This is a genomic window from Noviherbaspirillum humi (assembly GCF_900188095.1).
GTDB lineage: Bacteria > Pseudomonadota > Gammaproteobacteria > Burkholderiales > Burkholderiaceae_D > Noviherbaspirillum > Noviherbaspirillum humi.
The window spans coordinates 59,044-81,703 of record NZ_FZOT01000004.1 but is presented as its reverse complement, the minus strand read 5'-3'; the positions used below and the strand labels follow the sequence as shown (position 1 = coordinate 81,703).

Below are 22,660 nucleotides of genomic sequence, written 5' to 3'. Positions count from 1 at the left end.
TGGTAGGTAAGGCAGTGGAAACTGAGGATTTTTGATGAAAATCAACCTTTTAGTGTACATGCTGCAGCGCATGAACACAAGCCCGTGAAAGGCTGTCAATGCTGGGAATCCTAGGTAAACGACTCTGAGTCAGGCAGCCAATCGAAAACGATGCCTGCATCCGAACGTGGGCAATGCGCATCCATGCCGATGCCGGCGGCATAGATCAGCCTCTCGCCGGCATACAGCAGCGGCAGCTTGTCGCGCTGCCAGTATGGGATGCCGAGTGCCTGGAAATGCTGCTTCAGGCTGCGGTTGGGGCGGTTCGGCGCGAGCTTCAGGCGCTCGCCGCCGCTGCGGCTGCGCAGGGAAAGCGATTGTCCGCGCAACCAGGCAGGATCGATGCCCTGAGCGGCTTCGGCAAGCATGAGCTTCCCGCCAAAGGCGGGACATGGAAGCGCGGCCTCCCCGTTCCATCGGAAATCCAACCGTGTCGCCTGTTCGGCGGAGGCAGTGCGCGGTTCGATCTGCGCATGGCCGCGGAAGCGGCGAATCAGGCCGTCACGGTGCGTAATACAGACCCGCGCATCCTCCTTGGCCTGCAGCAGTTGAAGACGCATCTGATCCAGCCAGGCGGTGCTCGGCATGCGCATGCCATGCCGGCCCATCCAGTGCCGCAGCAGATTGTTGGCGCGCGCCTCACCGAGGGCCGACAGCTTCATCAGGTCGAGACCAATGGCGTCGCTGCAAGCCTGCAAATCGGCTGCAGCGACTTCCTGCATCAAGGTATGCGCGGCTTGGGCATGTTCGGCCGCACGCACCAGGCGCTTCTCGAAGCCGGGGAAATGCTGCCTGAGGGCTGGCGCCACATGATGGCGCAGCGCATTGCGCGCATAGCTGGCGTCAGTATTCGATTCGTCTTCCACCCATGCCAAGCCGTGTTCGCCGGCCCAGGACTCGAGCGTGGCACGATCCACATGCAGAAGCGGCCGTGCCATCCAGAGATGCGAATCGCCGAGGAGGCCGGGCGCCTGATTCATCCTGTCCATGCCGGACAAGCCGGCAACGCCGGATCCGCGCAGCAGTTGCAGCAGCACCGTCTCGGCCTGGTCGTCCTGATGATGGGCAGTGAGCAGCAGGCGGACGCCATGCTGTCGGCACATCGCGCCCAGCGCCGCATAGCGCGCCTCGCGGGCGCCCTCTTCCACGCCGCCGGCCCCACCATCCACGGCGACGCGGCGCATATCGAAATCGATGCCGAGCGCTGAGCATTCGCGACGGCAGTGTTCCGACCACTGGTTCGCGTTTGCACTCAAGCCATGATGGACGTGGAGGGCGCGCAAGGTGATGCCGAGCCGCCTGGATGCATCGGCGGCCAGATGCAGCAGCACCGAGGAATCGAGTCCGCCGCTGTACGCGATTGCCACCTTGGGCGCGCCAGCACCAGAGAGGTCAGGTTCGGTACTTGCCGATGCTGGCGGCGCATCAAGACAAACGCGCGCCAGGATGTCTCCCAGCGCGCGTTCGAAGATGTCGGTCAGCGTGTTTTGATCTTTCGCGGCCACCGTTATTCCGGCGAATTGATTTCCTTGAACTTGCCGTAGTTCATGAGCTTTTCATGGCGAGCGGTAATCAGCTCCTTCGGCTTCATGCCCTGGAACTGGCGCAGGCTGTCAGCCAGCGCGCGCTTGAGCATGACGGCCATCTGCTTCGGATCGCGATGGGCGCCGCCGAGCGGCTCGTTGACGATCTTGTCGATCAGGTTCAGCGCCTTCAGGCGGTGCGCGGTGAGTCCGAGCGCCTCCGCGGCGTCGGCGGCACGCTCGGCCGTCTTCCACAGGATCGAGGCGCACCCTTCGGGCGAGATCACCGAGTAGGTCGCGTATTGCAGCATCAGCACCGCATCGCCGACGGCAATTGCCAAGGCACCGCCGGAGCCGCCCTCGCCGATGATGGTGGCGATCAGTGGTACCTTCAGCTCGGCCATGACGTACAGGTTGTGCCCGATGGCTTCCGACTGGCCACGTTCCTCGGCGTCGATGCCGGGAAAGGCGCCCGGCGTATCGACGAAGGTGAAGATCGGCAGGCCGAATTTCTCCGCCAGCTTCATCAGGCGCATGGCCTTGCGGTAGCCTTCGGGTTTGGGCATGCCGAAGTTGCGCATGGCGCGTTCCTTCGTATCGCGGCCCTTCTGATGGCCGATCACCATGCAAGCCTGGCCATTGAAACGGGCCAGGCCGCCGACGATGGAAAGGTCGTCCGCATAAGTGCGGTCGCCGTGCAGCTCGTGGAAATCGGTGAAGATCTCGTTGACGTAGTCGAGGGTGTAGGGGCGCTGCGGATGGCGCGCGATCTGAGATACCTGCCACGGCGTCAGCTTGGCGTAGATATCCTTGGTGAGCTGCTGGCTCTTCTTGGACAGCCGCTCGATTTCCTCGGAAATGTCGACCGCCGAATCGTCCTGCACGAAGCGCAGCTCCTCGATCTTGGTTTCGAGTTCGGCGATAGGCTGTTCAAAACCGAGAAATGTTGTTTTGTTCATCGAGATTCCTTGCGTTCCCGACACCGGAAACATCCATTTTTACGATTACAGGACAGCCGAATTATCCAGGCTGCGCCACAAATACCAGGTTGCCACCGTGCGCCACGGCTCCCAGTTCGCCGCCACCTCACGGGCATCGCTTCGTGAGACCGGCTCCCCGGAGAAATAATTCACGCTGATTCCCTTGAGCAATCCCAGGTCGTCCAGCGGAAGAATATTGGGACGGAGCAAATTAAATATCAAAAACATCTCGGCTGTCCAGCGGCCAATGCCGCGGATCTGGATCAGCTCGGCGATCACTTCCTCGTCGTCCATTTCCGCCCACTTGTCCACGTGCACCCGCTTGTCCTTGAAATGCTGGGCAAGATCGATGATGTACTCTGCCTTGCGCTTGGACAGGCCGCAGGCGGCCAGCTTGTCGTTGCCGGCCTTGAGGACCTGGGCCGGCGTACATTTCGGACACGCGTCCAGCACCCGATGCCAGACGCTTTCAGCCGCCTTGACCGAGATCTGCTGGCCGATGATGGAACGGGCCAAGGTAGTGAACGCTTCACCACGGCCGACGAGATGCATGTCGCCGAACTGCGGGATCAGCTTGCGCATGATCCGGTCGCGCTTCATCAGTTCTTCCTTGGCGTCCTGCCAATAGGAGGGAATGCAGACGGCGTCCGCCTGTTTGCCGAGCGCCATGCCTTACGCCCTTCGCCACTCAGTGAGGCCGCCCGGCTTGTCTTCCAGGACGATGCCCTGGGTCAGCAGATCGGCGCGGATACGGTCAGCTTCGGCGAAATTTTTTGCCTTCTTGGCAGCGGCACGGGCTTCAATCTGCGCCAGGATGGCTGCTTCGTCCAGCGCACCGTCGACCGGCCCGGCTTGAAGGAACTCCTGCGGCGTGCGCTGCAGCAGGCCGAGGGCCGCGCCAAGCTGCTTCAACTGGCGCGCCAGCGCAGGCGACTTGTCGCGATTGACTTCATTGGCAAGATCGAACAATGCCGCAAAAGCCACCGGCGTATTGAAATCGTCGTTCATCGCTTCGGCGAAGCGGACCGCATGCGCTTCGCCGCGGTCGAGCGGCTGATCGTCGGCAGTCACATCCTTGAGCGCGGTGTAGAGGCGGGTCAGCGCCTGGCGTGCGTCGTCGAGATGCGCATCGGAGTAATTCAGCGGGCTGCGATAGTGGGCGCGCAGGATGAAGAAGCGCACCACTTCCGGGTCGTACTTCTGCAGCACTTCGCGGATGGTGAAGAAATTGCCGAGGGACTTCGACATCTTTTCGTTGTCCACCCGGACGAAGCCGTTGTGCATCCAGTAGTTGACGAAAGGATGTCGATGCGCGCCTTCCGACTGGGCGATCTCGTTCTCGTGGTGCGGGAACTGCAGGTCCTGGCCGCCGCCGTGGATGTCGAACTGCTCCCCGAGCAGTTCGCAGGACATGGCGGAGCACTCGATGTGCCAGCCCGGACGTCCCTTGCCCCAGGGCGAGTCCCACTTGACTTCGTCCGGCTCGGACTCCTTGGAGGCCTTCCACAGCACGAAGTCGAGCGGGTCGCGCTTGCCGGTGTTGAGCTCGACACGCTCGCCGGCACGCAGGTCGTCCAGCGACTTGCCGGAGAGCTTGCCGTAGCCTTCGAAATCCCGCACCGAGTAATTGACGTCGCCATCCTTGGCCTTGTAGGCGAGTCCATTCGCTTCCAGCTGCGAGATCAGCGACAGCATCTGCGGCACATATCGGGTAGCGCGCGGTTCATGATCCGGGCGCTGGATGCCCAAGGCTTGCGCATCTTCGTTCATCGCATCGATGAAGCGCTGCGTCAGCTGCGAAATGGTTTCGCCGTTCTCGACAGCGCGCTTGATGATCTTGTCATCGATGTCAGTGATGTTGCGCACGTAAGTGACTTCAAAACCCGATGCGCGCAGCCAGCGCTGCACCAGGTCGAACACCACCATGACGCGGGCGTGGCCAAGATGGCAATAGTCGTAGACGGTCATGCCGCATACATACATGCGGACCTTGCCCGGCTGAAGCGGCACAAAGGTCTGCTTCTCACGCGCCAGCGTGTTGTAGATTTTCAGGGTGGTCATGGAAGTGTTCGAGTTTCAGCGCTGTTGCGCAAGGGCGCAGGCTGGCTGGAACAGACGGGTTCCGCGCGCAGCATGACTGTATGCAACAGGAAGGCAGAATCCCTTTTTATGCTTGTTTTGATAAAATCCATCTCTTTGCCCGAGTATAGCATCGCTGAAAGCCGGTTCAGGCTGAGCCGATCCGGCGTTTCGAGCACACGATGCCATGCAGGATGATCAACGGCCGTGCGGCTGGATTATCAGGTGGCAATTTCACGCGGGACACGCAAGATACACAAACAAAAAAACTCTGTAAAGGCCTGAAGGAAACACCATGCACTTCCAGCGTCGCGCCCTGCTCCGCCTCGTTGCCCTTGCCGGTCTTGCCGGCATGCTTGGCAGCGTCCAAGCCGCCGATCAGCCCCAGGTGGCGTTCAAGACCAACATGGGCGAAATCGTTGTCGAACTGTATCCGGAAAAGGCGCCGAAGTCGGTGGCCAATTTCCTGCAGTACGTAAAGAACGGCCAGTACAACGGCACCATCTTCCACCGCGTCATCGACGGTTTCATGATCCAGGGCGGCGGCTTCGACAAGGACATGCGCCAGAAGCCGACCGGAGAGCCGGTCGAGAACGAGGCCAAAAATGGGCTCAAGAACGAAGCCATGACGCTGGCCATGGCCCGCACCTCGATGCCGCACTCCGCCACCGCTCAGTTCTTCATCAACCTGAAGGACAACCGCTTCCTCGACTATCCCGGCCAGGACGGCTGGGGTTACGCAGTGTTCGGCAAGGTGGTCAAGGGCAGCGAAATCGTGAACAAGATCGCGAAGGTGGAAACCGGGCGCAGCGGAATGCATCAGAACGTACCGGTCACTCCCGTCGTGATCGAATCGGCAACCCTCCTCAAGTAATCATTTCATACAGGACACATCATGGCAGTCATCCTCCACACGAACCACGGCGACATCAAAATCGAACTCGACGCCGACAAAGCGCCGAAGACGGTCGAGAACTTCCTTTCCTACGTGCGAGAAGGCCACTATGACGGCACCATCTTCCACCGCGTGATCGACGGCTTCATGATCCAGGGCGGCGGCTTCGAGCCCGGCATGAAGCAGAAGCCGACCAAGGATCCGATCGAGAATGAAGCCAAGAACGGGTTGAAGAACGAGCCCTATACCCTCGCCATGGCGCGCACTTCGGCGCCGCATTCGGCCAGCGCCCAGTTCTTCATCAACGTCAAGAACAACAGCTTCCTCGACTACCCTGGCCAGGACGGCTGGGGCTACTGCGTGTTCGGCAAGGTCACCGAAGGCACCGAGGTGGTGGACAAGATCCGCACCGTCAAGACCAGCCGCGCCGGCATGCATGCCGACGTGCCGGTGGAAGACGTGATCATCCAGAAGGCGGAAGTGGTCTGACCGGGACCGGCTCATGCCCGCCACGCGCATGACGCACGACGAAGCGCAACCCGAAGCGGTTGCGCTTTTCGTTTCCGACGTCCACCTGCAACCCGGCCTGCCGAAAACGACAGCCGCCTTCCTCGACTGGCTGCAACGTCACGCCCGATCGGCCCGGCAACTCTATCTGCTGGGGGACATGTTCGAATACTGGGCGGGCGACGATGATCTTTTCGATCCCTACCATCAGCGCATCATCGGTGCGCTCAAGGAAGTGAGCGTCGCCGGGACGGAGGTATTCTGGATCGCCGGCAATCGGGACTTCCTGGTCGGACCGGAGTTTGCCAAGACCGCCGGCCTGAGCGTTCTGCCCGAGCCTCATCTGCTCACCATCGCAGGCAAGCGCATCGCACTGCTGCATGGCGACGCGCAATGCACGGACGACACCGCCTACATGGCATTCCGCGAGCAGGTCAGGAATCCCGCATGGCAGCAGGAGTTCTTGGCGATGCCACTGCAAAAGCGCAAAGCCATCATCAATGGCATGCGCAGCGGCAGCAAGGAAGCGGCGCGAATGAAGCCGGCGCAGATCATGGATGTCAATCCGCAGGCAGTACGGTCGGTGTTCGATGCTACCGGTGCCGACTACCTCATTCATGGTCACACTCACCGGCCGGCACGGCATGAAGCCAAGGCGACGGGAGAGGTGCGCTATGTGCTGCCGGATTGGGATTGCGATGCGTCGCCACCTCGGGGCGGCTGGATCGCCGTCGATGGCGCCGGCACGGTAAGCCGGCACGATCTCGACGGCAAGCGGCTATAGCATCAGTGAAATGGGACGCCTATTCGGCGTCATTCGAACTGCTGGCGGAAAGTTTCGAACTGCCGCGCCAGCTGCGCCACTTCATCCCGCAGGCGGGCGACTTCCGCCTCCAGTTCGGCAACGCGGTCGCGTCGGCCCGGAGCGTTGACGGGACCACTTTCCTCGATGCCGCCTTCCGCCACGCTCTCGGCCATCTCGCCGCACAGCAGATGCGCGTAACGGGCTTCCTTCGTGCCCGGCGTGCGCGCCAGGCGCGCTGCCAGCGGCGGGTATTTGTCGATCAAGAACTGCAGACAAGCTTCGACTTCGGCCACCGAGGCAAAGTCGTGCACGCGACCGCTGCGGGAACGGATCTCGCCAGCGGTCTGCGCCCCGCGAAGCATGAGGATGACCAACGGCGCCAGCTTGTCCTGCTCGAGGGACCACTTCATTCGCATGCGGTGCTCATATTTCACCACTCGGGCACCAGCCTGCCTGACCTCAGCAGCCAGCTTCCTCCGCGCCAGCCGGTCGAGCGCATCCTGCACGTCGGATTCACTGAGCTGCATGACCGGATCACGGCTGGAAAGCTGGTTGCAGCCGTTGGTCAATGCATTGAGCGACATGGGATAGATGTCCGGCGTCAGCGCTTCCTTTTCGGCCAGTACCGCCAGCACCCGCACCTCGATTGCGTCAAGGTGCTCATTGCCGGAAGAATCGCCGGGGGACTGGGCATCGGATGTGGTTTCGATGTTCATGGCGTCGATAGTCAATCCACCAGCCGGTTCAGCTGCTCCGGATCGAAGCGCTCCATTTCCGGCAGCGCTTCGCACTGAATGCCGGCGGCCGACAGCGCGGCCAGGATGCGCTGAATCTGGTTTTCCTGGGCAGTTGCGTTGTTGATCAACCCATGCAGGGCGGTCGAGAGCGGATCGTCGCCGCCCGGGGTGACGCCATAGGCGGCGAAGATGCGCGCCGCCGCTTCCTCTCGCTGGCGGTTGGCGTCCTTCGGCACGATATGCGCCGGATTTCCGACCGCCGTCGCACCGGCAGGCACTGGCTTGACCACCACTGCGTTGGAGCCGACCTTGGCGCCCTCGCCCACCGTGAACGCGCCCAGCACCTTGGCGCCGGCACCGATGATGACACCGCGCTCCAGCGTTGGATGGCGCTTGGACCCTTTACTGAGCGAAGTGCCGCCCAATGTCACGCCTTGATAGATGGTGCAATCGTCACCCACTTCAGCGGTTTCGCCGATGACGACGCCGAAGCCATGATCGATGAAGACGCGGCGGCCTATCGTCGCGCCGGGATGGATTTCGATACCGGTCAAACCACGCGCGATATGGGAAATGAACCGCCCCAGCCACGTAAAGCCGCCCTTCCAGCAAGCATGCGCCCAGCGGTGCATGATGATCGCGTGCAGCCCCGGATAACAGGTCAGCACCTCCCACGCCGAGCGGGCGGCGGGGTCGCGTTCGATGATGCTGGCGATGTCTTCACGGATGCGGCTGAACATGGAACGGTGGATTTTCTGAAAGAACTCAATGGTAGCCTGTTGCGGCAGGCTTTGCTTGCGCGAAGCCGCGCCGGCCGCTGCAGCGGCCGGGCAAACGCGTCGCAGTCGCTCAGCCTGCTTTGGCGAGACGCTGACGACGGGCTTCGTAAAGACAGACGCCGGAGGCGACAGAAACGTTGAGGCTTTCCACCGAGCCGAACATCGGGATGCTGACGAGGAAATCGCAGTTCTCGCGCGTGAGACGGCGCATGCCCTCGCCTTCGGAGCCCATGACCAGTCCCACTGCGCCGGAAAAATCGGCTTCGTACAGGCCCTTCTCCGCATCGTCGCTTGTGCCGATCAGCCAGATGTCGCGCTCTTGCAGTTCGCGCATGGCGCGCGAGATGTTGGTGACGGTGATGTAGGGCACGGTATCGGCCGCGCCGCTGGCCACCTTGGCGGCGGTGGCGTTCAATCCTACCGCGCGGTCCTTGGGCGCGATCACCGCATGGGCGCCTGCGCCATCGGCGACCCGCAGGCAAGCGCCGAGATTGTGCGGGTCGGTGATGCCGTCGAGAATCAGCAGGAGCGGGGGACCTTCGATGCCATCCAGCAGTTCGTCGATGTTACGCGCCAGCGACAGCTCGCCTGCCTTGGCGACCACGCCCTGATGGCGGCGGGTGCCGACCATGCCGTCGAGGCGCTGGTCGTTGGCATGGATCACCCTGACCTTGGCTGCCTCGGCGGCACGCAGCAGATCCTGCATGCGCTTGTCGTGGCGCTGAACGTCCACATAGATTTCTTCGACTGACGACGCGTCATGGCGCAGCCTGGAGGTGACGGCGTGAAAGCCGAAAATCATTTTGCTCTTCATGCTGGCGTGCTTATCGCTTCTTCCTGCCGTTCTTGGCTTTCTTCGCCGCGCGCGGCGTTTCCACCTGCTGCGCAGCCCTGCTGCGTTTGGCCGGCGCGGACTTCTTTGCAGTGGCCGGCGCGCGGCTGCGCGCGGTCTTGGTCGCGGCCGTCTTGGGCGGCTTTTCCTTCTTCTCTTTTCTGTCTCGGCCCTTCTCTCCGTCGGCCCGGCGCGCCTCGTTTTTCAGCATGGTGCGGAAATCCGTTTCCTGCACCAGGCGCAGATCGATCTTGCGCGCATCGAGATCGACGCGGCTGACCTGAACCGTCACGCGGTCGGTGAGCTGGTAGCGGATGCCGGTACGCTCGCCGCGCAGCTCATGCCGCGCCTCATCGTACTGGAAGTAGTCGGCGCCGAGTTCGGTGACATGCACCAGGCCTTCGATGTAGAGCGCATCCAGCTGCACGAAGATGCCGAACGGCGCGACCGATGAAATCGTGCCGGTGAATTCTTCACCGAGCTTGTCCCGGATGAAATAGCACTTCAGCCAGGCCTCGACGTCGCGCGAAGCTTCATCGGCTCGGCGCTCATTGGCGGAGCAATGCACGCCGAGCGCATCCCAGATGGCGAGATCGCCTTCCGCCCTCTTCTTGCCGTTGGCCTTGTCCTGGGCCGCCATCTTCCGGGCCGCCGGCGACAGCATGGTGTTCAGCTTGCTGGTGTCGATGCCCTTGGGTTCATAGCGTTTGCCCTGCAGGATGGCCTTGATGGCACGGTGGGTCAGCAAGTCCGGATAGCGGCGGATCGGGCTGGTGAAGTGCGCATACGCTTCATAAGCCAGGCCGAAATGGCCGATATTGTCCGGGCTGTACACGGCCTGCTGCATCGAGCGCAGCAGCATGGTCTGCAGCAGCGTGGCATCCGGCCGGGTGCGGATCTTCTCCATCACCTCCTTGTAATCGGAGGCGGCCGGCTCGTCGCCACCGCCGAGGGTCAGGCCGACCTGGCGCAGGAACGTGCGCAGCTGGTTCAGCTTTTCCTTGGTGGGACCGGCATGCACGCGGTACACCCCCGGCTGCTTGTGGCGGGCCAGCAGATCGGCGGCGCAGACGTTCGCCGCCAGCATGCATTCTTCGATCAAGCGATGGGCATCATTGCGGGTGCGCGGCAGGATCTGCTCGATCTTGCCGGCCGAGTTAACCACCATATAGGTCTCGGTGGTCTCGAAGTCGATCGCGCCGCGTGCCTGCCGCTCCTGCAGCAGCGCGCGGAACACCTCGTTCAGGTGCATGAGATGCGGCAACAGGCCGGCGCGGCGAGTCGCCTCCACGCCCTTGGTGTTGGCCAGCACGGCGGCGACTTCGGTGTAGGTCAAGCGGGCAGCGGAGTGCATCACCGCCGGATAAAACTGATACGCCTTGATCTGGCCCTTGCCCGTGATGACCATGTCGCACACCAGAGTCAGCCGGTCCACATGGGGGTTGAGCGAGCACAGTCCGTTGGACAGCTTCTCGGGCAGCATCGGGATCACCCGGCGCGGGAAATAGACCGAGGTGCTGCGCTCCAGCGCGTCCTGGTCCAACGCATCGTTTGGCTTGACGTAGTGGCTGACGTCGGCAATCGCCACCAGCAGGCGGAAGCCGTTGCTGCGTCCGATCTTCACCGGCTCGCAGTAGACCGCGTCGTCAAAGTCGCGCGCATCTTCGCCGTCGATGGTGACCAGCGGCACGTCGCGCAGATCGACGCGCTCCTTGAGGTCGGCATCGCGCACTTCATTCGGCAGCTTGGACGCCAGCTTCTGGGCAGAGTCGGAGAACTCGTGCGGCACGCCGTACTTTCGCACCGCGATCTCGATCTCCATGCCGGGATCATCGATATCGCCCAGCACTTCCACGATCTTGCCGACGGGCTGGGTGAAGCGCGATGGCTGCTCGGTCAGCTCGACGCTGACCACCTGCCCGGTCTTGGCCTTGCCCGGCGAGCCGGCCAGCAAGATGTCCTGGCCAATGCGCTTGTCCTCCGGCGCCACGATCCACGCGCCATTCTCGTTCAGCAGCCGACCGATGACATGGGAATTGGCCCGCTCCACCACCTCGACGATGGTGCCTTCCGGCCTGCCGCGGCGATCGGTGCCCATGACGCGCACGCGTACCCGGTCGCCGTTGAGCACCTTCTGCATTTCCTTTTCCGGCAGGAAGATGTCGCCGCTGCCATCGTCAGGCAGGAGGAATCCATAGCCCTCGCGATGGCCCGAGACCCGGCCTTCGATGAAATTGGAATGATGCGCGAGCTGGTAATGGCCGCTGCGGTCGGGCTTGATCTGCCCGTCGCGCTCCATCGCATTCAGGCGGCGCGACAAGCCCTCGAGTTCGTTTCCGTTGACATCGAGCGCTGCGGCAATCGAATCAATGGTCTGCGGTTCGCCGGCGGTTCTCAGGATGCCGAGAATTTCCTCCCGGCTAGGAATGTTGTAGGTGTAGGGACTCAAGGGTGATGAACGTGGTTCTCTTTGCTGTTGTTCGGTTTTGGACATGATGCTGCAAAATGTTCAACTAGTGTAACGGACTGGTCGATGATTTACCTAACGGCTTGTTGGCGAGCGTAATGCGTCCCGCGCAATTCACCCTCGGCTTTGCCGCTTCCCGCCTTTCTTTCCCGAAGGATTGACGCCCCTGCGTTTTTCGCTATAATGACGGTCTTTCGCATCGCCCAGATGGCGGAATTGGTAGACGCACTAGGTTCAGGTCCTAGCGGTGGCAACACTGTGGAGGTTCGAGTCCTCTTCTGGGCACCAAGTTTTATGAAAAGGTCCGCAATCGCGGACCTTTTTTCATTTATGGCCCAGAAAGCGAAGCCCCTGCGGGCTTCGCGTGAGGACCCGAAAGGCCGGGCCTGCCAGCCCCGCCGGGGCCGCGGAACGTGGCCGAGTCCTCTTCTGGGCACCAGCTTATAAACGGTCCGCATTGCGGACCGTTTCACTTCTTTACCAGCATAACGCGTTGAATATAGTACGCGTCGATGCTTCGCAAGACCAGAAGCGAAGACCTAATACATCACAGGCATCATCGACCCACTGCCATCCGGAAAGCCGAACGGTGATCGCTGAACCCCAAAAAGAAAAGACCCGCAACACGGGTCCTTCTCTTTCACGCTGATCTTTTACAGACGGTGAAACGACATCCAGCTTATTCAGCCTTGGCCTTTTCCATTCCAGCCAGCTTCTCCACCAGTTCCGCCGGACGCATGCTGTCATACTCCTCGAACGGCTGGTGAATCCACGGGTTAGTGGGCAGGAAATGCACATAGTAATCCGGCTTGATGACCGAGCAGGCCTTGCACCAGATGACAGCCGTACGCACTTCACTGACCGCAGGGAAGCGATGGGCGAGATGCTCCTTCACGCGGCGCAGCGTGACCCCGGAATCGGCGAGATCATCCACGATCAGGATGCGGCCGCCGAGCGAGCCGCGGGTCATCGTGATGTGTTCGGCGATATCGAGGTTGCCCTGCACCGTGCCTGCCGCCTCGCGGTAGGAACTGGTGGACAGGATGGCCAGCGGGACATCGTACACACGGGAGAATACGTCGCCCGGGCGCAGGCCGCCGCGTGCCAGGCACAGCACCTGGTCGAACTGCCAGCCGGACTCATGGACCTGGCGCATGAGTTGTTCGATGGCGTGATGATATTCGTCCCAATTGACCCAGAGATGCTTGTCGTCGGAAATAGGCATGTGGATCACCGATTACTTGAAAGGATGGCGCAGGACGATCGTCTCTTCACGATCGGGACCGGTGGAAACCATGTCGATGGGTACGCCGACCAATTGTTCGATGCGCTCGATATAAGCGCGGGCATTGGCCGGCAGGTCCGACATTGACTTGGCGCCGACGGTGGATTCCTTCCAGCCCGGCATCTCTTCATAGATCGGCTGGCAGCGGCCGGCATCTTCGGCGCCCACCGGGAAAATGTCGACGGTCTTGCCGTCCAGGCTGTAGCCGGTGCACAGCTTGAGCGATTCCAGACCATCGAGCACATCGAGCTTGGTCAGGCACATGCCGGACACGCCGTTGATCTGCACCGAGCGGCGCAGCAGCGCCGCGTCGAACCAGCCGCAGCGTCGGGCGCGGCCGGTGACGGTGCCGAACTCGTGGCCGACGCTCGCAAGGTGCTTGCCGACACCGGCATCGGTCGGCAGTTCCGACGGGAACGGACCGGAACCGACGCGGGTGGTGTAAGCCTTGGTGATGCCCAGGATGTAGTGCAGCATGTTGGGGCCGACACCGGAGCCGGCGGCGGCATTGCCCGCCACGCAGTTGCTCGATGTGACGAATGGATAGGTGCCATGGTCCACATCCAGCAGGCTGCCCTGGGCACCTTCGAATAGCAGGTTGGCGCCGTCGCGATGGGCGCGATACAGCGCGCTCGACACGTCGGTCACCATCGGCGCCAGGCGCGGCACGATGGCCAGCGCGTCGTCGAGCGTCTTCTGGAAGTCGACGGCATCGGCCTTCAGGTACTGAGTGAGCACGAAGTTGTGATAGTCGAGATTCTCGCGCAGCTTGTCTGCGAAGCGCTTCTCGTTGAGCAGGTCGGCCACGCGGATGGCGCGGCGGGCGACCTTGTCTTCGTAGGTCGGACCGATGCCCTTGCCGGTGGTGCCGATCTTGGCGGCGCCGCGTGCGGCTTCGCGCGCGGCGTCGAGCGCAGTGTGGTAAGGCAGGATGACCGGGCAGGCCTCGGACACTTTCAAACGCGAAGTCACTTCGACGCCGGCATTTTGCAGCTTGTCGATCTCGCGCAGCAGGTCGGGCACCGACAGCACCACGCCGTTGCCGATGTAGCACGCCACGCCCTCGCGCATGATGCCGGACGGAATCAGTTGCAGCGCCGTTTTCTGGCCCTTGATGACCAGCGTATGGCCAGCGTTATGACCGCCCTGAAAGCGAACCACGCCCTGAGCGTGATCGGTGAGCCAGTCGACGATTTTTCCCTTGCCTTCATCGCCCCACTGGGTACCGATGACAACTACGTTTTTTGCCATACCTTTAACCTAAGTTCTTGAGTGTCCAAATTCCGTTTTCATTGACAAGCGTCCGGTCGAAGCGGAACTCGTCCTGATCGTTTTCATGCCCAGGCAGGCTTTGAATCACCACTTCGCCTGCCCTGCGCAGCTCGGCGATCTTGCCGCGCAGCGCCGCCTCCTGGCCCCAAGGCGCGCGGATGGCCGCCTTGCGGTCGGCCACCGGCATCAGCCGCGACAGCTCGCGCAGATCCATGGAGAAGCCAGTCGCGGGGCGAGCCCGGCCAAAGGCTTCGCCAACGTGGTCGTAGCGGCCACCGCGTGCGACCGCATTGGGCAGCCCTGGCACATAGGCGGCGAACATCACGCCGCTGTGATAGTGGTAGCCGCGCAGGTCGGCCAGGTCGATGGTGATGCTGGCGGCGCCGGCCAGCTTGATCAAGGCTTGCAGCTCATCGAGGGCGGCGGTGACGCCGGCCAGCTTGGGCAGGCGCAGGCGCGCGCGCTCGATCGTTTCGACATCGCCGTAGAGGTTGGGCAGCGCCAGCAGCGCCTCGCGCGTGACGACATTGAAACCGGCGGTCAATTCGCGCAGTCCCGGAATATCTTTTGCCTGCAGCAATTCGAACAGCTGCGCCTCGGCCTTCGCGGCCTTCGGATCGTTCTCAATCAAGGCGCGCAGCACGCCGGCATGGCACAGATCGAGCCGCACGCTCGGAAAGCCGGCCAGCGCGAGTGTGGCCAGCGCCAGCTCCTGAATTTCTGCATCCGCCTCGAGACCGGCATGGCCGTAAATTTCAGCGCCGATCTGGTAGGGCTCGCGGGTCGCATGGAAGCCCGAAGGACGGGTATGCAGAACGCTGCCGGCATAGCACAGCCGGGTTACGGAAGCGCGATTGAGCAAGTGGGCATCGATACGCGCCACCTGAGTCGTCATGTCGGCGCGAATGCCCAGGGTTCGTCCGGACAATTGATCCACCAGCTTGAACATGCGCAGATCCATGTCCTGGCCCGCTCCTGTCAGCAGCGACTCGACGTATTCCAGCATCGGCGGCATCACGAGTTCGTAGCCGTAGAGCTGGAAATTGTCGAGCGTGGCACGCCGCAGCTCTTCGATCTTGCGCGCCTCGGAGGGCAGCACGTCGGCGATGTTTTCAGGAAGCAGCCAGGTCGGCATGGAAGGATAACTCGAGATGTGGATTGATAATGAACATACGTCTGGCGATCACCGCCGAATCACGACGCCAGAAGGCAAGCAGGAAATGTCGAGGCCGTCGCAGGCTGCACTGCCTTTCCGGCATTCAACAGCAAATAGCGCCCTGACAGGCGCTATTTCAAAACTGCGAAGTATAGACGATCAGGCGCTTTCCGTCATTTTTTGACGTTCGGCCCGGGGGAAGGTGCAGTGGATGCGCTTCCTGTGCCTTTGAAGTATTTGAAGAAGTCGGAATTCGGGTCCACGACCAGCACTTCGTTGCGTCCCTTGAAGCTGGCGCGGTAGGCCTCGAGACTGCGGTAGAACCGGAAGAATTCCGGCTGCTGGCCGAAGGCATGGGCATAGATTTGCGACGCCTTGGCGTCGCCATCGCCGCGGATGGTCTCTGCTTCGCGATACGCTTCAGCCAGGATGACAGTGCGCTGCCGGTCGGCGTCCGCGCGTATCTTCTCCGATTCGGCGGCGCCGGTGGAACGCAGCTCATTGGCGACGCGTGACCGCTCGGATTTCATGCGGTCGTAGACCGAGGCATTGATCTGCTCAACGTAATCCACGCGCTTGAGCCGCACATCCAGCACCGCGACGCCGATCTGGCCCGCCTCGTCGGCGACCTTCTTCTGGATGGAGGACATCACCTGGCTGCGCTCGCCGGAAATGACTTCGCGCACGGTACGCTTGGTGATCTCATCGTTCAGCGCCGCCTTCACGATCTGCTGCAGTCGGTCGGTGGCCCGGCGCTCGTCGCCGGTGAAGCTGATGAAATAAAGACGCGGATCGACGATGCGCCACTTGACGTAGGCATCCACCAGAATGTTCTTCTTCTCGGCGGTGATAAAGCGGTCGGCATCCGGGCTGTCCAACGTGAGGATGCGCTTGTCGAGGAAGATCACGTTCTGAAATGGCGGCGGCAGCTTGAAATGCAGGCCGGGTTCATTGATGACCTTCTTCACTTCGCCCAGGGCGAACACGATGGCGTACTGGCGCTGGTCCACCACGAACATGGTCGAAATCAGGATCAGCAGCGCGATGACGCCGGCGATGACGAGAGACACGAGGCGATTCATCAGCGCACCTCCCTTTCGCGAGAATCGCGGCTATCGCGGTTTCTGGATTCGCGGGGACGCGGGGTATCCATCGACGGCAAGCCTTCGTTGACTTGGGGCGCCACGGCCGTGCCGCCTCCGGCAGCGGTTGGACTTTGCTGCGTCGGCGAAGCGGCCCGGGCGGCGCCGGCATCGGCTGCCGTTTGCGCAATGAGCTTGTCCAGCGGCAGATAGATCAGGTTGTTGCCGCTGCGGACGTCGACCATGACCTTGGTGGTATTGGCGAAAATTTGCTGCATGGTTTCGAGATACATGCGGTCACGGGTGATGGCTGGCGCTTTTTGATATTCGGCGAGCACCTGGCGGAAGCGCGCGGCATCACCTTCCGCATTGGCAACGACGCGGGAACGGTAAGCCTCGGATTCCTGAAGCAGGCGCGATGCAGCGCCCCGGGCGCGGGGAATGACGTCATTGGCGTACGCCTGTCCCTCATTCTTCTGGCGCTCCCGATCCTGGCCCGCCTTGACGGCATCGTCGAAGGACGCCTGCACCTGCTCCGGCGGCTGCACGTTCTGCATGGTGACATTCGTAATCTGGACGCCGGAGCGATAACGGTCGAGTATCTGCTGCATCAACTGGGCAACATCAAGCGCGACCTTCTCCCGGCCTTCGTAGAGCACGAAGTCCATCTTGCTCTTGCCGACCACTTCACGGATGGACGTCTCGGCAACCTGGCGCACGGTTTCTTCCTGATCACGGTTGTTGAACATCCACTCGGACGCGTTCTTCAACTTGTACTGGACCGCGAACTGGATGTCGACGATATTCTCGTCGTCCGTAAGCATCAGCGATTCGCGCGCCTGTTTATTGCGTACGCTGGAGCGGTAGCCGACCTCCACGGTTCGGACCTGGGAGATATTGACGACTTCATGGCTTTGAATGGGATAAGGCCAGCGCCAGTTGAAGCCGGCGCCCGTGCTGTGGCTGTACCGGCCGAAGGTGAGCACCACGCCGGTCTGTCCTTCCTGCACGATGAAGAAGCCGCTGACCAGCCAGAGAAATAGAACGATCGCCGCAAGCAGACCGACGCCGATGCCCGCGCCGCGCATGTCGGGATTGAAACCGGGGCCGCCATCGCCGCCACGTCCCTTGTTGCCGAACAGGCGGTTGAGCCGCTGGTTGAAATCCCGCCACAACTGGTCGAGATCGGGCGGACCGTCGCCGGGCCGCTTGTCGTCGGGGTTTTGCTGATTGTTGTCTTGGGAGCCGCGCCCCCATCTAGGATCGTTGAGCGAAAACTTCAAGCCTATTTTTCTTAGTATTGGAGCAAGCATTCTTTCGTTATCCGGTCGCTAGGTGGGCGTGACTGTTCTCGGGTTTACTTGCTGACCATGCTGGATTCCACGCTGACGGCGTGAACGCCGGAGGATTCAAATGCCGCGGGCGTCCTGGCGCTGGGCCATGGGCAAGCGCTCGATGGGAGCCAGAGCGCTGGCGACGGCATACTCGCCGATGGCGTCACGGAGAATGTCCAAGCCTTCCCCGTTTCTTGCGCTTATGAAAACACGGCGGATTCTATCATACTCATCCCGCTCCAAAGCCGGCGACAAGTCTGCCGCATCAATCTTGTTCCAGACGAGGATTTGCGGAATGTGATCGGCGCCGATTTCCTTGAGAACGCTGTTGACCTGCTCGATCTGTTCCATCCGCACCGGGCTGGCGGCATCAACCACATGCAGCAGCAGGTCGGCGTGTATGGTTTCTTCGAGGGTGGCGCGGAAGGCGGCTACCAGTTGGTGCGGCAGTTCGCGGATGAATCCGACGGTGTCGGAAATCACCACATTGCCGGCATCCCCGAGATAGATGCGGCGCGAGGTCGTATCCAGGGTGGCGAACAGCTGGTTTGCCGCATAAGCCTGGGCCTTGGTCAGCGCATTGAACAGGGTCGACTTGCCGGCATTGGTGTAGCCGACGAGCGAGACGGAAAACATGTTGCCCCGGTTGCGGGCGCGACGCTGGGTTTCGCGCTGGCGCTGGAGCTTGTCGAGCCGGGTGCGCAAGGCCTTGACCCGCTCGCCGAGCAACCGGCGGTCGGTTTCGAGCTGGGTTTCGCCCGGACCGCGCAGGCCGATGCCCCCCTTCTGACGTTCCAGGTGCGTCCAGCCGCGAATCAGGCGGGTAGCCAGATGCTGTAGCTGGGCAAGCTCAACTTGCACCTTGCCTTCATGGCTTTGCGCACGCTGGGCGAAGATGTCGAGAATCAGGCTGGTGCGGTCGATGACGCGCACCTTCAGTTCGCGCTCCAGGTTGCGCTGCTGCGCGGGAGACAAGGCATGGTTGAAGATGACCAGGTCGAGCTGATTGTCTTGAATGGCATGCGCAATTTCCGAGGCTTTGCCGGAACCTACGAACAGGGCGGCGTCCGGCGCCGAGCGCTTGCCGATGACGGTAACGATGGGTTGCGCGCCAGCCGAGGTTGCAAGAAGGGAAAGCTCTTCGAGACTGGCTGCGAAATCGCCCTTGCCGAAATCTACGCCGACGAGAGCGGCGCGCATGGGAGAAGAAGTAGAGATAGCGATGTTTTTATTCCGAGTCTGGCTCAAGATTCAGAGTCACGGCGCGAGCCGGCACGACCGTGGAAATAGCGTGCTTGTAGACCATCTGAGTGACGGTGTTACGTAACAAGACAACATACTGGTCGAAAGATTCGATATGGCCTTGGAGTTTGATGCCATTGACCAGATAGATTGAAACCGGGACATGTTCTTTGCGTAGGGTATTCAGGAACGGGTCTTGTAATAATTGCCCTTTGTTGCTCATGGCAGCTCCGTGTGTAGTTGTGTTTTGGAGTTGGAGACGCTCGATGCGATTTCAAGCGCCTATGACGTCCGGCTAGGTAGAATGTAATCGATTTTTGAAGTTTGTGCCAAGATACCAAGATTGGTTTCGACAATATCAATATCTGCCCTTCAGCCTGTACCGAAGGATGTCAAAAAAACATCTTGGGAAAGAGTCCGGCGCGAGGTTCAGGCTTCGCGGAGTTCTCGGCGAAGCCCCTTACTGGATCTATTTCGGGTCTTTTGCAAACGGGTTTTTGCTCGATCGAAATTCGATGCGCAGCGGTGTGCCCACCAGCGAAAAAGTGTCCCGGAAGTGCTTTTCGAGATAGCGCTTGTAGCCGGGATCAATGGCTTCCAGAGCGTTGCCGTGAATGACCACGATCGGGGGATTCTGGCCGCCCTGGTGAGCGTAGCGCAGCTTGGGCCGGATGGATCCGCGCCGTTTCGGTTGCTGGTGCTCGACGGCTTCCTCCAGCGCCCGGGTCAGCTTGGGCGTTGCCAGTTTGGCCATGGCTGCGGCATAGGCACTATCGACCGACTTCATCAATTGCGCAATGCCAGTGGCTTGCAGCGCTGAAATGAAGTGAAACTTGGCAAAGAAAAGGAAACTGAGCTTGCGCTCGATGTCCATCTTGATGGCGTCGCGCTGATCGCTTTCGAGCCCGTCCCATTTGTTGATGCCAACGACCAAGGCCCGGCCCGATTCCAGGATGAAACCGGCGATGTGCGCATCCTGCTCGGAAATGTCCTGCTGGGCATCCAGGAGAAGGATGACCACATTGGCCTCGGAGATGGATTGCAGCGTCTTGACCACCGAAAATTTTTCGATCGCCTCGAACACCTTGCCGCGGCGGCGGATGCCGGCGGTGTCGATCAGGGTGTAATGCTTGCCGTCGCGCTCGAAGGGGATTTCGATGGAGTCGCGGGTGGTGCCGGGCATGTCGAAGGCAATCACCCGGTTTTCGCCCAACAACGTATTGACCAGCGTGGATTTGCCGACGTTGGGGCGACCGACGATGGCGATGCGGATGCCCTTTTGATCCGGCTCCACCGGCTCATCCTGCTGCGGCGCATGCTGTTCGGCGATATTGAGGGCTTCGTCGACAAGGTCCATCACGCCGTCGCCATGGGCGGCGGAGATGACATAGGGGTCACCCATGCCAAGTTCATAGAAATCGGCGGTGACCGAGGTGTACTTCATGCCCTCGGCCTTATTCACCACCAGCAGCACCGGCCGGCCGGATTTGCGCAGAAAGTCGGTGATGGTCTTGTCATGCGGCGTCATGCCTTGCCGACCATCGACGATGAAGATCACCGCATCGGCCTCGGCAACCGCCTGCTTGGTCTGCTTGGCCATCTCGTGCATGATGCCTTCCTTGGCAACCGGCTCGAAACCGCCGGTATCGATGACCAGGAAGGGACGCTCTCCGACGCGGCCTTCGCCATAATGGCGGTCCCGCGTGAGTCCAGGCAGGTCGGCGACGAGCGCATCCCTGGACCGGGTCAGCCGGTTAAATAAGGTGGATTTGCCGACGTTGGGTCGGCCGACGAGTGCGATAACCGGCTTCATTGCTTCATTGAGTCGTCAGAGCGACCAGTGTTCCTGCTTGGGTTTGAAAAATGGCATTGTTGCCCGCGACGATGGGCGAAGACCCGATCACCGCGCTGCCGTCAGTGGCGGTTCGGGCCAGAAAGGCGCCATCCTCCCGCGACAGGAAATGGATGTAGCCCTGGCCATCGCCGACGGCCACGGCGCGATCGAAGGAGACAGGCGCGGTCAACTTGCGGTTGGCCAGCTTGGTGTTGCGCCAGACGCCGCTGCCGTTGTCCCGGCTGAATGCCGATACCGCGCCGCGCTCATCGGCGGCGAAAACGAATCGCTCATCCACGCCGACGCCGACGTCGCTTGACAGGTCCTTGGCCCAGCGCGGTGCGCCGTTGGCGGCGGCAAAGCAGGCGACCCGGCCCTGATAGGAAGCGGCGCAAACGTCGTTGCCGGCGACGATTGGCGCGCCTGAGGTATCGGCAACCCGTTCGAGTTCGGTGGTGCCCTTGGGATCGCCGACGGAAACCTCCCAACGCGGACCGCCATTGCTCAGTTCCAGCGCCAGGAGCCGGCCACCCGGCAACGCGACGAAGGCGAGCGAGCCGGCGATGGTGATGCCCGGTGCGGAACGCAGTACCAGCGGCGGCGAGCTGCGCTGCACCACCCACTTGCGGGCGCCAGTGTCGGCATCATAGGCGGTGATGCGGTTGTCGACGCTGCGAACCACCACCACCCCTTGCCCGACGGCCGGCGCCGACAGAACCTCGCTCGGCGCCTGCGCCTTCCAGCGCTGCTTGCCCTCGGCGTCGAAGGCGATCAGCACGCCCTTCTGGCCGGCGACCACGGTAGTGCTGTTGTCGCTGCCGACACCGGCGGTGAGCGGCACGCCGGCGTTCGTTTTCCATTGCACCCGGCCGGTCGCCGGATCGATGCGATACACCGCGCCGTCAGCCGCCGCCGCATACAGGCTATCACCGGCGAGCGCCGGGGTGAACGACACATTGCCGGCACGGCCCAGCGGCACCGACCATGCGGTCCGCACCGACATGGCGGGCTTGAATTCCACCAGCGGCGCAGGCAGCGTGCGCGGATCCGGCTTCTTCGCAAACGGATTCAGCGAGGAGCATCCCGCCACCACAGCCATGATTCCAATCGAAACGAGTCGTGCAGCAATGCGCATCTTTCCCCCTTGTTTATTGTTCTTGTCCGGCTCAGCCGACGCTCTTGGCGCCGCCGAGGGCATCGAGCTTCAGCTGGATCAGCTGGCGGCCGGGATTTTTTTGGTCTGTCTTTTCCAGGGCCTGCTGGTAGGCGGCACGGGCTTCATCGGTCTTGTTCTGCGCCATCAGCAGGTCGCCCTTGCGGTCGGCGACGGCGCCGGCGAACTGCGCCGGGAAGCTGCCGCCGAGCAGCTTCAGGCCGTCGTCATAGGCCTTTTCGTCCAGCAGGATGCCGGCCAGGCGCAGCTTCGCCACTGCCCGGTACTCTTCATCGCGGCCCTTGTCAGCCACCTGCTGCAACTGTGCCTTGGCGAGCTTGAGGTCGTTGGCGTCAACCGCCGCCTTGGCCGCCACCAGCCCGCCCATCTGGGCATAAGCGGTGCGGCCGAAGCGATCGCCGAGGTCGGCGGCGGCGCGCTGTACTTTGGGCAAATCCTTGGCAGCCGCGGCCTTTTCCAATTCCTCGTAGAGCAAGGCAGCCTGGGACGTCTGATTGCGTTCGTAGGCTTTCCAGCCGGTCCAGCCGGCATAGGCGGCAAGAGCGGCAATCAGCACCCACGTCACCAGATTGCCGTACTGGTTCCACCACGCCTTGAGGCTGGCTAGCTGTTCCTGTTCTTCGTGATCGTATGCCATG

Annotated in this window: 22 protein-coding genes and 1 tRNA gene; 5 read left to right on the top strand and 18 right to left on the bottom strand. The window is 61.8% G+C overall.

The features are described from left to right. Nucleotides 1-110: 110 nt before the first annotated feature. Genes tilS through cysS form a run of 4 tightly spaced genes read right to left on the bottom strand, consistent with a single transcriptional unit; the run spans nucleotide 111 to nucleotide 4,603 of the window. Nucleotides 111-1,544 (bottom strand): tRNA lysidine(34) synthetase TilS, encoded by a 1,434-nt coding sequence (tilS, locus tag CHB88_RS08700; protein WP_245844851.1) that lies wholly within the window; start codon nucleotides 1,542-1,544, stop codon nucleotides 111-113. A 2-nt stretch (nucleotides 1,545-1,546) separates the two neighbouring features. Further along, a complete protein-coding gene (locus CHB88_RS08695) occupies nucleotides 1,547-2,521 on the bottom strand; it encodes an acetyl-CoA carboxylase carboxyltransferase subunit alpha (protein WP_089398934.1) in 975 nt (324 codons plus the stop codon). A 45-nt stretch (nucleotides 2,522-2,566) separates the two neighbouring features. Further along, nucleotides 2,567-3,211 (bottom strand): DNA-3-methyladenine glycosylase family protein, encoded by a 645-nt coding sequence (locus CHB88_RS08690; protein ID WP_089398933.1) that lies wholly within the window; start codon nucleotides 3,209-3,211, stop codon nucleotides 2,567-2,569. A gap of 3 nt (nucleotides 3,212-3,214) precedes the next feature. After that, nucleotides 3,215-4,603, bottom strand: a complete 1,389-nt coding sequence (cysS, locus tag CHB88_RS08685) for a cysteine--tRNA ligase (protein ID WP_089398932.1) — start codon at nucleotides 4,601-4,603, stop codon at nucleotides 3,215-3,217. Between the two features lie 313 nt (nucleotides 4,604-4,916). Between cysS and CHB88_RS08680 the strand changes: the two genes are divergently transcribed. Genes CHB88_RS08680 through CHB88_RS08670 form a run of 3 tightly spaced genes read left to right on the top strand, consistent with a single transcriptional unit; the run spans nucleotide 4,917 to nucleotide 6,807 of the window. Then, nucleotides 4,917-5,495, top strand: a complete 579-nt coding sequence (locus CHB88_RS08680) for a peptidylprolyl isomerase (protein WP_089398931.1) — start codon at nucleotides 4,917-4,919, stop codon at nucleotides 5,493-5,495. A gap of 21 nt (nucleotides 5,496-5,516) precedes the next feature. Then, nucleotides 5,517-6,005: a peptidylprolyl isomerase gene (locus tag CHB88_RS08675; protein WP_089398930.1), complete on the top strand. Its 489-nt coding sequence runs from the start codon at nucleotides 5,517-5,519 to the stop codon at nucleotides 6,003-6,005. 13 nt (nucleotides 6,006-6,018) lie between these two features. Beyond that, nucleotides 6,019-6,807 (top strand): UDP-2,3-diacylglucosamine diphosphatase, encoded by a 789-nt coding sequence (locus tag CHB88_RS08670; protein WP_245844849.1) that lies wholly within the window; start codon nucleotides 6,019-6,021, stop codon nucleotides 6,805-6,807. 29 nt (nucleotides 6,808-6,836) lie between these two features. Here CHB88_RS08670 and CHB88_RS08665 read toward each other — a convergent pair whose 3' ends face one another. The 4 genes from CHB88_RS08665 to rnr form a co-directional block, all read right to left on the bottom strand. Then, nucleotides 6,837-7,544 (bottom strand): YceH family protein, encoded by a 708-nt coding sequence (locus CHB88_RS08665; protein WP_089398929.1) that lies wholly within the window; start codon nucleotides 7,542-7,544, stop codon nucleotides 6,837-6,839. Between the two features lie 11 nt (nucleotides 7,545-7,555). Further along, entirely contained in the window at nucleotides 7,556-8,353 is a 798-nt protein-coding gene (gene cysE / locus CHB88_RS08660) for a serine O-acetyltransferase (RefSeq protein ID WP_143131207.1), read from the bottom strand. A gap of 61 nt (nucleotides 8,354-8,414) precedes the next feature. Next, entirely contained in the window at nucleotides 8,415-9,158 is a 744-nt protein-coding gene (gene rlmB, locus CHB88_RS08655) for a 23S rRNA (guanosine(2251)-2'-O)-methyltransferase RlmB (protein ID WP_089398927.1), read from the bottom strand. A 10-nt stretch (nucleotides 9,159-9,168) separates the two neighbouring features. Next, complete coding sequence (gene rnr, locus CHB88_RS08650; RefSeq protein ID WP_425436082.1) at nucleotides 9,169-11,670, bottom strand: ribonuclease R; 2,502 nt, start codon at nucleotides 11,668-11,670, stop codon at nucleotides 9,169-9,171. Nucleotides 11,671-11,844: 174 nt separating this feature from the next. Between rnr and CHB88_RS08645 the strand changes: the two genes are divergently transcribed. Then, a tRNA-Leu gene (locus CHB88_RS08645) sits at nucleotides 11,845-11,931 on the top strand. Nucleotides 11,932-12,322: 391 nt separating this feature from the next. Here the strand turns inward: CHB88_RS08645 and CHB88_RS08640 are convergent. The 3 genes from CHB88_RS08640 to CHB88_RS08630 are packed head-to-tail and all read right to left on the bottom strand — an operon-like array spanning nucleotide 12,323 to nucleotide 15,335. Further along, the gene (locus CHB88_RS08640; RefSeq protein WP_176442400.1) at nucleotides 12,323-12,874 is read right to left on the bottom strand and encodes a phosphoribosyltransferase; all 552 of its coding nucleotides are present in this window, start codon (nucleotides 12,872-12,874) and stop codon (nucleotides 12,323-12,325) included. Nucleotides 12,875-12,880: 6 nt separating this feature from the next. After that, entirely contained in the window at nucleotides 12,881-14,179 is a 1,299-nt protein-coding gene (locus tag CHB88_RS08635) for an adenylosuccinate synthase (protein WP_089398924.1), read from the bottom strand. A gap of 4 nt (nucleotides 14,180-14,183) precedes the next feature. Continuing rightward, complete coding sequence (locus CHB88_RS08630; RefSeq protein ID WP_089398923.1) at nucleotides 14,184-15,335, bottom strand: ATP phosphoribosyltransferase regulatory subunit; 1,152 nt, start codon at nucleotides 15,333-15,335, stop codon at nucleotides 14,184-14,186. Between the two features lie 16 nt (nucleotides 15,336-15,351). Between CHB88_RS08630 and CHB88_RS24360 the strand changes: the two genes are divergently transcribed. Continuing rightward, nucleotides 15,352-15,540, top strand: a complete 189-nt coding sequence (locus tag CHB88_RS24360) for a hypothetical protein (RefSeq protein ID WP_143131190.1) — start codon at nucleotides 15,352-15,354, stop codon at nucleotides 15,538-15,540. Here CHB88_RS24360 and hflC read toward each other — a convergent pair. The 7 genes from hflC to CHB88_RS08595 form a co-directional block, all read right to left on the bottom strand. Beyond that, on the bottom strand, nucleotides 15,530-16,438 hold the full coding sequence (gene hflC, locus CHB88_RS08625) for a protease modulator HflC (RefSeq protein WP_089398922.1): 909 nt from the start codon (nucleotides 16,436-16,438) through the stop codon (nucleotides 15,530-15,532). The genes CHB88_RS24360 and hflC overlap by 11 nt on opposite strands. Further along, complete coding sequence (hflK, locus tag CHB88_RS08620) at nucleotides 16,438-17,751, bottom strand: FtsH protease activity modulator HflK (protein ID WP_089398921.1); 1,314 nt, start codon at nucleotides 17,749-17,751, stop codon at nucleotides 16,438-16,440. Before hflK ends, hflC begins: the two co-directional genes overlap by 1 nt. Nucleotides 17,752-17,847: 96 nt before the next feature. After that, nucleotides 17,848-18,972 carry a GTPase HflX gene (gene hflX, locus CHB88_RS08615; protein WP_089398920.1) on the bottom strand — a complete coding sequence of 375 codons (1,125 nt, stop codon included), beginning with the start codon at nucleotides 18,970-18,972 and terminating at the stop codon, nucleotides 17,848-17,850. Between the two features lie 28 nt (nucleotides 18,973-19,000). Continuing rightward, entirely contained in the window at nucleotides 19,001-19,237 is a 237-nt protein-coding gene (hfq, locus tag CHB88_RS08610) for an RNA chaperone Hfq (protein ID WP_089398919.1), read from the bottom strand. 246 nt (nucleotides 19,238-19,483) lie between these two features. Beyond that, nucleotides 19,484-20,827 (bottom strand): ribosome biogenesis GTPase Der, encoded by a 1,344-nt coding sequence (gene der / locus CHB88_RS08605; protein WP_089398918.1) that lies wholly within the window; start codon nucleotides 20,825-20,827, stop codon nucleotides 19,484-19,486. Between the two features lie 4 nt (nucleotides 20,828-20,831). Then, nucleotides 20,832-21,983, bottom strand: a complete 1,152-nt coding sequence (gene bamB / locus CHB88_RS08600) for an outer membrane protein assembly factor BamB (RefSeq protein ID WP_089398917.1) — start codon at nucleotides 21,981-21,983, stop codon at nucleotides 20,832-20,834. A gap of 31 nt (nucleotides 21,984-22,014) precedes the next feature. Then, a complete protein-coding gene (locus CHB88_RS08595) occupies nucleotides 22,015-22,659 on the bottom strand; it encodes a YfgM family protein (protein WP_089398916.1) in 645 nt (214 codons plus the stop codon). Nucleotide 22,660: the final 1 nt, after the last annotated feature.

Bases quoted from the DNA above. Each gene is read 5' to 3' on its own strand.
- CHB88_RS08690 (WP_089398933.1), bottom strand. From the start codon at position 3,211: ATGGCGCTCGGCAAACAGGCGGACGCCGTCTGCATTCCCTCCTATTGG.
- CHB88_RS24360 (WP_143131190.1), top strand. From the start codon at position 15,352: ATGTGGATTGATAATGAACATACGTCTGGCGATCACCGCCGAATCACG.
- CHB88_RS08635 (WP_089398924.1), bottom strand. From the start codon at position 14,179: ATGGCAAAAAACGTAGTTGTCATCGGTACCCAGTGGGGCGATGAAGGC.
- CHB88_RS08595 (WP_089398916.1), bottom strand. From the start codon at position 22,659: ATGGCATACGATCACGAAGAACAGGAACAGCTAGCCAGCCTCAAGGCG.
- hflK (WP_089398921.1), bottom strand. From the start codon at position 17,751: ATGCTTGCTCCAATACTAAGAAAAATAGGCTTGAAGTTTTCGCTCAAC.
- CHB88_RS08675 (WP_089398930.1), top strand. From the start codon at position 5,517: ATGGCAGTCATCCTCCACACGAACCACGGCGACATCAAAATCGAACTC.
- CHB88_RS08665 (WP_089398929.1), bottom strand. From the start codon at position 7,544: ATGAACATCGAAACCACATCCGATGCCCAGTCCCCCGGCGATTCTTCC.
- hflX (WP_089398920.1), bottom strand. From the start codon at position 18,972: ATGCGCGCCGCTCTCGTCGGCGTAGATTTCGGCAAGGGCGATTTCGCA.
- CHB88_RS08630 (WP_089398923.1), bottom strand. From the start codon at position 15,335: ATGCCGACCTGGCTGCTTCCTGAAAACATCGCCGACGTGCTGCCCTCC.
- rnr (WP_425436082.1), bottom strand. From the start codon at position 11,670: ATGTCCAAAACCGAACAACAGCAAAGAGAACCACGTTCATCACCCTTG.
- der (WP_089398918.1), bottom strand. From the start codon at position 20,827: ATGAAGCCGGTTATCGCACTCGTCGGCCGACCCAACGTCGGCAAATCC.
- CHB88_RS08680 (WP_089398931.1), top strand. From the start codon at position 4,917: ATGCACTTCCAGCGTCGCGCCCTGCTCCGCCTCGTTGCCCTTGCCGGT.
- CHB88_RS08695 (WP_089398934.1), bottom strand. From the start codon at position 2,521: ATGAACAAAACAACATTTCTCGGTTTTGAACAGCCTATCGCCGAACTC.
- CHB88_RS08670 (WP_245844849.1), top strand. From the start codon at position 6,019: ATGCCCGCCACGCGCATGACGCACGACGAAGCGCAACCCGAAGCGGTT.
- rlmB (WP_089398927.1), bottom strand. From the start codon at position 9,158: ATGAAGAGCAAAATGATTTTCGGCTTTCACGCCGTCACCTCCAGGCTG.
- bamB (WP_089398917.1), bottom strand. From the start codon at position 21,983: ATGCGCATTGCTGCACGACTCGTTTCGATTGGAATCATGGCTGTGGTG.
- hfq (WP_089398919.1), bottom strand. From the start codon at position 19,237: ATGAGCAACAAAGGGCAATTATTACAAGACCCGTTCCTGAATACCCTA.
- hflC (WP_089398922.1), bottom strand. From the start codon at position 16,438: ATGAATCGCCTCGTGTCTCTCGTCATCGCCGGCGTCATCGCGCTGCTG.
- cysS (WP_089398932.1), bottom strand. From the start codon at position 4,603: ATGACCACCCTGAAAATCTACAACACGCTGGCGCGTGAGAAGCAGACC.